The organism is uncultured Ruegeria sp., from assembly GCF_947504215.1.
In the GTDB taxonomy this organism is placed as follows: domain Bacteria; phylum Pseudomonadota; class Alphaproteobacteria; order Rhodobacterales; family Rhodobacteraceae; genus Ruegeria.
The window spans coordinates 1-8,940 of sequence record NZ_CANNGO010000011.1; the positions used below are offsets into that span (position 1 = coordinate 1).

Annotated in this window: 6 protein-coding genes and 2 pseudogenes; 4 read left to right on the forward strand and 4 right to left on the reverse strand. The window is 55.2% G+C overall.

The window, feature by feature from the left end; translation table 11 throughout:
• Positions 1–163: 163 nt before the first annotated feature.
• Positions 164–600 (forward strand): annotated as a pseudogene (locus Q1B21_RS16995) (transposase); the annotation flags it as partial.
• Between the two features lie 180 nt (positions 601–780).
• Here Q1B21_RS16995 and Q1B21_RS17000 read toward each other — a convergent pair.
• Both Q1B21_RS17000 and Q1B21_RS17005 read right to left on the reverse strand, forming a co-directional pair.
• Positions 781–1,740 carry an FAD-dependent monooxygenase gene (locus Q1B21_RS17000; protein ID WP_299891242.1) on the reverse strand — a complete coding sequence of 320 codons (960 nt, stop codon included), beginning with the start codon at positions 1,738–1,740 and terminating at the stop codon, positions 781–783.
• Between the two features lie 9 nt (positions 1,741–1,749).
• Positions 1,750–4,110 carry a hypothetical protein gene (locus Q1B21_RS17005; RefSeq protein ID WP_299891245.1) on the reverse strand — a complete coding sequence of 787 codons (2,361 nt, stop codon included), beginning with the start codon at positions 4,108–4,110 and terminating at the stop codon, positions 1,750–1,752.
• Between the two features lie 529 nt (positions 4,111–4,639).
• Between Q1B21_RS17005 and Q1B21_RS17010 the strand changes: the two genes are divergently transcribed.
• Complete coding sequence (locus Q1B21_RS17010) at positions 4,640–4,816, forward strand: hypothetical protein (protein ID WP_299891248.1); 177 nt, start codon at positions 4,640–4,642, stop codon at positions 4,814–4,816.
• A gap of 204 nt (positions 4,817–5,020) precedes the next feature.
• Here the strand turns inward: Q1B21_RS17010 and Q1B21_RS17015 are convergent, their stop codons facing one another.
• On the reverse strand, positions 5,021–5,860 hold the full coding sequence (locus Q1B21_RS17015; RefSeq protein WP_299891251.1) for a LysR family transcriptional regulator: 840 nt from the start codon (positions 5,858–5,860) through the stop codon (positions 5,021–5,023).
• 81 nt (positions 5,861–5,941) lie between these two features.
• Between Q1B21_RS17015 and Q1B21_RS17020 the strand changes: the two genes are divergently transcribed.
• Together Q1B21_RS17020 and Q1B21_RS17025 are read left to right on the forward strand one after the other, a co-directional pair.
• Positions 5,942–6,928, forward strand: a complete 987-nt coding sequence (locus Q1B21_RS17020; protein WP_299891256.1) for an aldo/keto reductase — start codon at positions 5,942–5,944, stop codon at positions 6,926–6,928.
• A gap of 122 nt (positions 6,929–7,050) precedes the next feature.
• A pseudogene (locus Q1B21_RS17025) lies at positions 7,051–7,196 on the forward strand (IS6 family transposase); the annotation flags it as partial.
• A 466-nt stretch (positions 7,197–7,662) separates the two neighbouring features.
• On the opposite strand, the gene Q1B21_RS17030 reads toward Q1B21_RS17025, so the two are convergent.
• A complete protein-coding gene (locus Q1B21_RS17030; protein ID WP_299891259.1) occupies positions 7,663–8,931 on the reverse strand; it encodes a Hint domain-containing protein in 1,269 nt (422 codons plus the stop codon).
• Between the last annotated feature and the right edge of the window lie 9 nt (positions 8,932–8,940).

Here is an 8,940-nt window from a genome sequence, read left to right on the forward strand (position 1 = left end):
GGGTCAGATGGCAGAAAGTTAGGTGCGTCATACATGGCCGATTGATAGCGGATCGCCGCGCCAATATGAATCCTATGTGTCTGACGTCAGCGCTTATGGGTCCAAATAGGGTAATTTGCTAAGAGAGGGTTTGTTGCTCATCGTAGTCACTGAGGAGTGGACGATGAGAAAAGCAACGAAAAGCCCTGGCAAGAAGATCGTCGAAGATATCAAACGGGCGACTCGCAAACATTATTCATCCGAAGAGAAGATCCGGATCGTGCTGGATGGCCTGCCCGGCGAAGACAGCATTGCCAAGCTGTGTCGTCGTGAGGGTATATCGCAGGGCATCTATTACAAATGGTCGAAAGACTTCATGGAAGCGGGCAAAAGGCGGCTTGCGGGTGACACAGCGCGGTCTGCGACCACGGACGAAGTGAAGGAACTGCGGCGCGAGGCCAAGGATCTCAAGGAGGTCGTTGCAGAACAGATGCTCGAGCTGCGTCTTCTCAAAAAAAGCATGCTCGGGGATGGGGGCGACCGCGAATGAGGTATGCAGCTTCAGATAAGTTGGAGATCATTCGGCTCGTGGAAGAAAGTCATCTATCGGCCCGCCGGACAAGTTCATTGCGACAACACTCATCAACGGTTGGAAACTGCACAGTTGCGAATGTCCGCAATGCGGGCTAAAAATGCGGCATCTTAAGGCGCACCGACATAGCAAAAGCTGGAATGCTCTCGAGTTACCGTGAGCAACCGCCAGAGGTGCAATAACGCGTTGAAAATACAGCTTCGGCACTCTTAGGCCGTTGTTTTCAAGAGATGAAGAAGTGCTTTTTGCAGTCGTCGCAATTGCTCAGCATCATATTCAAACCAGATCTGAAGCCAACGGTTAAAGCTTTCCGCAGCCACATGCGGTGGCAGTTTGATGTCTTCAACTCCACGGATCAGGTGGGCTGCCATGATCCCCGACATCAAGGCACGCAAGACTCCATGGCCGTTGCGAGGGTCGAGGCGGCAGGCTGCATCGCCGATCCGGAAGACGTGGTCACCTGCCGGTTGGGCAGAGGCTTTCCATGTCCCGTCCATGATCTTTGCATCTGTGCGCGTGTTGAAGATACGGGTGGTGCGACCCTCAACCCAGGCGGTTTGGCCATCGCCCAAGGGAGCTTGCCAGTGCCACTGATCCGGCCGGACATGCAATGTGGGATGAGTGTCTTCGGGAGCGGTATCTTCATAACCGAAATGCAACCAGATTTGCGGTGAGTGGTCGATCATCCGCGTTGCCAGCTGGCGGTCAAGCCAGCCTCCAATGCCAGTTGCATCGATCAGCCAGCGCGCGTCAATTTCGGCGTTAGCGGTCCCCACCCGGTGAATACCAACGGTTCTTTGATATCTGATCGCAGGGGAGGACATGACAAGCTCTCCGCCAAGGGCAAGGTAACGGTTGCACAGCACCTGGGTTAGGTGAGGTTTACGAATCTGAAAACCGCGCCAACCCTGGCCGTATGGTTGGAAGGTCTTGACCCCAATATGCTCGATCGTAATGCCCGCATGGCGGCCTAGCGACTGGGCTCGCAATGCATCGCCGACTCCGAGTTGGTCAAAGATCGCTTCAATGCCTGGATGAAACGTTTCGCCGGGACCACGAGCGGGATGGGGGGCGCGCTCCAATATGGTGACGCGCGCGCCAGCTTGGCGCAGGGCAATACCAGCTGCCAGCCCAGAGGGGCCAGCACCTATTATCAAAACGTCCTGCATTAATACGCCCTAGACCAACAGCTGCTGATGTGGCTCCCAAGGGCCATCGGCGGTTTGAACGGCGATTTGATTCAGCGCATCGACAACAATCCGATGTTCGAGCGCAATCAACTCATGTTTCAACCAACGCGTCGGATCATTGGGGTCTTGTTTAAGCGCTTCGGTCGCAGTGACCAGAACCATGTGGAACTTGCAAACTTGGGCGTCAAACACCAACCCCGTGGCAGCTTCGGCGGCTGGGATCTCGGCGTCGCCATCGCGACCATGGCGAAAGGACATCATCCTATAGCTGTTGTAGACGGGCCGTAGGTCATCGCCGATCTGGTGCAAATCACCAATCAGGCGATACATCCGAGCAGTGGACATAATGCGGAACTGATAGTCTTGTTGCGAGACTTTCATCGTTTCGACCATCGTAAAGCGGTTGTTCAGTGCGTTGGGGATGTAGTCGACGTGATCGAAATTATCAGTCTCAAAGAAAGCTTCGCCGTTTGCCTCAATACGGCGTGGACCCAGAATGCCATCCCAGGCAGGTGCGCCTTCGAGCCCAATCTCTCGATCTGTCAACGGCGCAACGACGCGGCCACCAGCGCTGCGAGAGCTGTCAGGCGCAACGCCAGGCCAATATGCGGATAGGGCGGCACAAAGCTTGGCGTCTTCGGGGAAGGGGCTGCCTAGGCCATAGGCGGCAAGGTGCAGGACGTTTTCAGCCAACCCTGGATCAAATGTAACGTCAGTGCTGACATCCCAACCGGGTTGATAGATGCCTGCGGCGGCATCAGGAAGGTACGATGCGCGTTGTACTTCCTCCGCCGACCCAAATGATTGCCCGCTGCCAACAGACCCCAGAAGCCCTACCAATGCGCTAGGCGTAGTGTTTTCAGGGCGAATGTCGGCACCATAGGCGCGCAGCGTAATGTTCGCGGCAGAGCGTTGGTCGGCCAGTGTCAACGGGGCGCGATTCCAGATGGCGCTGAAGCGCGAGGGTACTTGTGTTTCCCACCAATCCAGCAGCACGGACTGATCTACGTATGGATAAAAATCGGGCGCGGCGAGAACCGAATAGGCGGGGACCATCCGCGATAGATCGCCGTCTAATCCGCCGATGCGCGCGTCGATCCAGCCATCACCTGCAAAATCTGTGTAATGCGCCGCCACATAGTTGCGCGCACCGTCTACACGCGCCTGTTGCACGACCTCAGCTACGCGGCGTTTTTCGTTGAGGTTTTGCAATGTTCCGTCGTTGCGGATGCGGTGGCGCACGTGCATCCATTCTGGCGCCGGATGTGCGCGCCCACGGGCCGCGATGTTGAAACTGGGGGCCAAGCCATTGCCAGGCATTGCGGGTACGCGCGTACCAATATGGATACCATTGCGCAAAGTTGGCTCGATCATGCTGGGGCGCGCCATTGGAGAAAGCACACCGGGGCCTACTTCCGGTCCTGCCAGGAACTCAGCGAGGTCAGATTCAATGAGGAATGGCTCGCTGTCCGTTTCTGGCGGTTCAAAACCGGACTCGAAACCTATCGTCCCGACAGCGCCCATGTTGTGTTCATGGATGCGCTTGAGCTTTTCATTCACATGATGGGCCGCAAGCTGCACATCGAGGTCTTTGCCGACCAAACAGTCCGGGCCAGAGAACAGCTTATGCACCGGAACCCAGAAATCCATGTCTTCATCCGCGCCAGGAACAGCTTGGCGGCCCAGTCGCAACCCTCGGTTCATTTTGAAGGGGCCGAAATCGCTGTCGTCGCCTTTCAACTGCACGGACAGATAGGCGGCATAGCGACAAGCCAAGGCGCGGAAGGCAAAGGTGTCATCGGCGGAATCGCGCGGCAGATAGGCGCGCGCTTGGCCGTCCCATAGCGGATCGAGCGTACCTACGCGCGCAACGCCGGTACGAGAGAAGACCATATCCGCGTGATTGCCATGCACGGTTTTGGCGGCCTGACGGTATTCGCGGGCGAAGACGACCACGGCCACGTTTTGACCCACATCGATCCGCGCCAGCAAAGCGTCGAGAGATTGTGGCACAAGCCCAAAGACAACGTTCTCAATCAGATCGAGATCGGCGGGCGTTGGAAAAGAGGTGAAGCTATTGCCATCAATGTCGCGCGCTACGTTTGGTGAAGTGAGGGCGTGAAACAGTATGCTTTGTGCCGGACGGCCCGGCTCGATCAAGCGGCGGGCATCGGGAGCGATATCTCCAAACCCATCAATCAGCGCCAGTTCCAGCGCAGACAGGTGCGTTGGCGCTAGCAGATCGTCCCGCAAGGTCGGAGAATTGGGATCAAGATTTAGATGGGCGAAAAGTGGCTGCCAGCCCCCACCGGAAAGGCGCGAAAGGCATGTGCGAAGATCATCAAGCATATACTCAAACCTAATTGCATAAATTTAATAGGTGATAATGTACCATAAATTGTTGTGTGGACGAAGTGGGCCCGGTGCCTAGATCTCCATTGGCTGGTTCGATCCTCCATCGACGTGTCGATCAATTTCTCAAGGATCGCCGTATTCGCGCTCTGTTGAGTTACGCCTCGCCCGATCTCGCGGTTGCCGCAAGCGGCAGCTTCGACGGATCGCTCCGCAGCATCGCAATCGCATCGCCCAACGTCCGGAAAGGACTACACCCAACTATCTGACAACAATTGCGCCCGTTCTTTGTCCAAGTTTGACAGATGCTCCTTAGTTTGAGACTCTCTCAGCATTCGCAAAGGAGATTCTAGCAATGGACCAGCATACTTTCTGATCCCGCCACGCGCTGACCTGGAATGGCAGAATGCGCATTGAAACACTCCTGCGGAGGACTCTGACAATGGACAATCGACGCTAACCCCTTGCGGGCGTTCACGGTCGTGCATCTGCGCGACTTCAGCTTCCTTTTGTCATGAGGTGCATCATGCCCTTCAAACCATCAAAAACCACCCTCGGGCGGACCCTTCCTGCTGTGGAGGATACGCCGAAATCTGCTAAACTAGAGACGATCAAAGCCAAGCCGCCGCGCAACCTGCGTGTGAAGACGCCACCGCGTGCGGCCAAACGGATGGACATTCCCGGCAAAGCGAGGGGTCGTTAGAAACTGGTGCGGGGCGTGTCATGCGCCCCGCGTTGTGACCGGTATGGTCTACCTAGAAGCACGAGAAGTCCCGCGAGCGGAATTTGAAACCAAGCATCAGCTTTGCGGTTTTTGCGACTGCAACGGAAGTATTTTCTGGATGGCGGCTAGGGGTCGTCATCATTGGCGGGATAAGAATCGACTACCTTGGGTGCCGGAGTTAATTCAGGCATCCAATTGCCCGTTCTGGCTGGCTTCCATCAGTATCGCGTGGGTGCGATCAATGACGTGTCGTACCTCTGGGAGAAATCGGTCGTCGTGGTGGGACACAAGCCACTGGTCATGTTCTAGATCAACAATCAGAGGCGATACCGGCTTGAGCCTTCGCTGTGCATTTCCGATAAAAGTTGGCAGAACAGCCCGAGCCATTCCCGCATTTGCGAGATCAAGGGCATTTTGCGGCGCGGTCACTTCAATGGCGTCGTGACCTTGCGAGTGCTCCCGCAACCAATTTGCGGATGGTGTATTGGACAATACCCGCGCCCATGTCGAAACACTCTCGTCTACGGCATAGACGGCAAACCGGACCCGCCCGATTTTGCGGCCAGCCAAGCCGATCTCTTCTGGCCGATGGTTTCGAATACCAATCGCTGCTTCCCGGTGCCCAATTTTCAGCACGTCTTCAGAGGAAATGAAACGCAGTCGCACCGGTATTGATCCGCAGAGCTTCCCGACAGCGCCAACCAAAACCCGTGTGACCCAGGTTCCAGCCGAAATCTTAACCAAGGGTGGCGCAGTTGCGAGACTGCTTTCGGTGACAGGCAAGACACGCGCCTCGATACTTGCGACCTTTTCCAGCAACGCTTGCCCGTCCTTAGTCAGGTCATAGCCTCGCGGTCTGCGCCGAAACAACTCGATCCCCAAATTGCGCTCAAGCTCGATCATACGTCGGCCCAGTGTGGGTGCACTCTTGCCGGTTTGTTCTGCTGCCGGGCCGAGCCCACCTGCTCTGGCAACTGCGAGGAAAAGCCGGAGGTTGTCCCAGTCAAAGTCACGTTCATTCATGAAACGATACTTACATTATGTGTTGTTGATGAAAAGATGGAGATGGCGTTTTTTCTGAGGGGTCACATAGGAGATCCACTGATGAAATTTCTCGAAAATGAAATCTACCCACTTGGTATGGGATGCTGGCCAATCGGCGGCAAGATGTATTGGGGCGAACAATCCCTAGGGTATACCCGGTCAGACGACGATGTTTCCATTCGGACGATCCACGCTGCTTTGGATGGCGGGATCACACTATTTGACACGGCTGCTGCGTACGGTGCCGGGCATTCCGAACGGCTATTGGGTAAAGCGTTGAAGCGTCGACCCGATGCCTTGGTTGTCACAAAGATCGGTGTGGGAATCGATGAGGCGAGCAAACAGATCTCATTCGAGCCCTTCTCCCCCGATCAGGTTTCTCCCGCCGTTGAGGGATGCTTGTCGCGGCTGAAACGTGATCGGATCGATCTTTTGCTGTTGCACGTAAATGATATGCCAATTGCAAAGGCAGAAGCCGTATTCAATGAAATGGATCGGTTGAAAGACGCCGGGAAAATACGCGCATACGGCTGGAGCACCGACTATTCCAAAAGTGCCTCGGCCGTTTCATCAAGAGATAACTTCAAGGCGGTTGAATACGTGATGAACGTGTTCTTCGATGCGCCTCGCATGCAGAGAGCGGTGCAAGAAGAAGGGCTGTTCTCCCTTATACGCTCACCTCTCGCGATGGGTCTGCTTTCCGGAAAGTACGATCAGAACTCTGTCATGGCATCGGATGACGTGCGCGCATCCAGCGAAGAGTGGATGGAATACTACAAGGATGGCAGGGCAAACCCTGACTTCATTCAAGAGCTCGATGCGGTTCGAGACTTGCTGACCTCAAATGGCAGAACACTTGTGCAAGGGGCTCTCGGATGGATATGGGGCCAATCTGAAACGCATGTTCCGATCCCGGGTGCGCGGACAGAAAAGCAAATCGATGGTATTGCAGGAGCACTAACCTTCGGTGCTCTGCCGGCAGAAACAATGAACGAAATTGAAACCCTGGTTAAGCGCATCCCCCACGAACCAGACCGCCCGAGATAGCCTATGGCATTACTCAAAAAAGATGCGCCGCAAGGGATGTGTCGCAAACTTTTTATCTGGATTGACGACCACGCAGCTTCCGACGTTTGTTCTCAGCGTATAGTTCTCTAACAGGCCTCCGTATGGTTTCTTTGAAAGGCTGCCACTTTGCCAAGGATGCGGTGTTACACGCTGTATACTTCTATTTGCGGCAGGGAGTGTCGTGTAGAGATTGGAAGAGATCATGGCCGATCGCGGTGTGCAGGTCGACCTTAGTCGGCTTCGGAGGCTTTCGGCTCTAGTGCACCGGCTCTCAATGGTCTTGGTCGGTCGGCTTATCAAGGTCTGACGCCGCCGACTGCCCTGGCAAACAAGACGTTAGCCTTGACTCTGCGGCCATGGACGCCGCCTAGAGCCCGCCGAGGGCTTACAACAAATCGACTGGTCGTCACATGGCTCAGGCGATCTATCTTACCGATGACAGCGGAGGCCAATTCGTCGTCGTCGCATCATTTGACGAATTGGCTCCAACCGAAGCCTGCCCGAACTGATCTCCCTCTCATGTTGTTTGTTCTTCTTCTGAATATGGCACGTGGGGAATTTGTGACGATCGGAACCTACGTTCCAATCATAACATCGATGCCAGGATTGCCCGGTTGGCTGCAATAGCCCGTGTGCCTGGTGCACTGTGGCGTTGGTTATCTGAGTGTCAAATCCGCGACGAATCCAATCTAGTGTGTATCACGATGCTTCGATCACGTAAGCTCAGGGCTACTGAACAGGCTCGCCTCGAAGCGCTTTATGACAGGTCGAGCTGTAGTGTGCGTATCTTTCGTTCCGTGCAATAGCTCTGGAAAGATTTCGGTCAGTTCTTCGTAACCTGCCTGTTCCTCTTGCGTAATGTAATCGCCAGCGAAAAAGCTCTCTAGAAGCGCGCCGTCAGAGAAGATGATTTCGTGTTGGTCAAACATGAAGTGCGTGTAGGTGACTTGATCGCAGGGCTCGCGAAATATCCGGTCGCCGTTGCACAGATGCTTCGCGGCGGAAAGCAACTCAGGTTCCTGAAGCCAAAGCTCGCATTTCCAACCGGACAATAGAACGCGATGTTGTGGAGAAAGTCGGATCCGCCGATTGTTGCCAATTGAGCCCGGTAGAAAACAGATTGGAGCATGCTTGCCGCGACCGGAAACAGTCCGTTTGCCGATCCACCGGATCGGTTTTGGGCCATGATCCAGGGTTTCAACCAGATCGCCGCAGACAAGGTCTTCGACCAGCACATCTCCCTTGGGTGTTCTGATTGGCGTACCGTCAGTGAAGCAGGCGACCGTGACATTCTCGACATTCACATAGACGAAAGTATTGCCGTTGGGCAGGGTGACGTTACCCCCTGTTGAGCCGGGCGAGAACGGTACGAATGTCGATCCCGCCGGCAGGACCAGACTATCAGTTCCCGCTCCGCCCTGGACGAAAACCGTGTTGAGCCCGGCATTAATGATGTCGTCGCCTTCGCCGCCATCTAGGTTCCCGGAACCGTCTTCTCCAAAAAGTACATCATTGCCTTCGCCGCCGGAAAGGTTGTTCGACCCTGAACCACCACGCAACAGATCGTCACCGTCGCCACCGTCAATATTGTTGTTCCCGGTGCCGCCGATCAGCGTATCATTGCCATCGCCGCCGGTCAGAGTGCCGCCAAGACTGCCGTCGTCCTGAAAGGTATCGTTACCGCTGCCACCGGTATAGCCACTGCCATTCAGTCCGACCGATCCGCTAACGTTACTGTCGGCATCATTGCCTTGATACTGGACAAACTGGTTGAACGATCCCGCGGCTAGATCTGCATCGGTGTAGGTCGTGGTCGTGCCGGTGGATGTGTCGGAAAAAGTAATAGAGCTACCAGTTATGGTGATCTGGAAATTGTCACTGATACCGCGCGCGTCGATTGTACTGTCCGGGCCGACGTCCAGACCCGCCCAGAATGACGGATCAGATATATTGGCATCGGTAAGAACGACGAAGACAGGCATTGTCTTTTA